The organism is Bacillus cereus group sp. BfR-BA-01316 (assembly GCF_022664195.1).
GTDB lineage: Bacteria > Bacillota > Bacilli > Bacillales > Bacillaceae_G > Bacillus_A.
Genome location: NZ_JAKUGX010000130.1, coordinates 1 through 223 on the forward strand (window position 1 = coordinate 1; position 223 = coordinate 223).

A 223-nucleotide genomic window follows, 5' to 3' on the forward strand; every position below is an offset into this window, starting at 1 on the left:
GCTGGCGTTCAAGGTGCTACTGGAACTCAAGGACCTCAAGGAATTCAAGGACCTGCTGGTGCTACTGGTGCCCAAGGACCTGCTGGTGCTACTGGTGCCCAAGGACCTGCTAGTGCTACTGGTGCCCAAGGACCTGCTGGTGCTACTGGTGCTACAGGGGCTGCTGGAACTCCAATCCCTGTAACTATAGCTGCAATAGGAAACTCAATTGCACAAACTATAT

Annotated in this window: 1 protein-coding gene; it reads left to right on the forward strand. The window is 53.4% G+C overall.

Translation table 11 applies throughout. The features are described from left to right. Positions 1-223: hypothetical protein (locus tag MR071_RS25295; protein WP_242238249.1), on the forward strand; the 223-nt coding region annotated here is incomplete at both ends.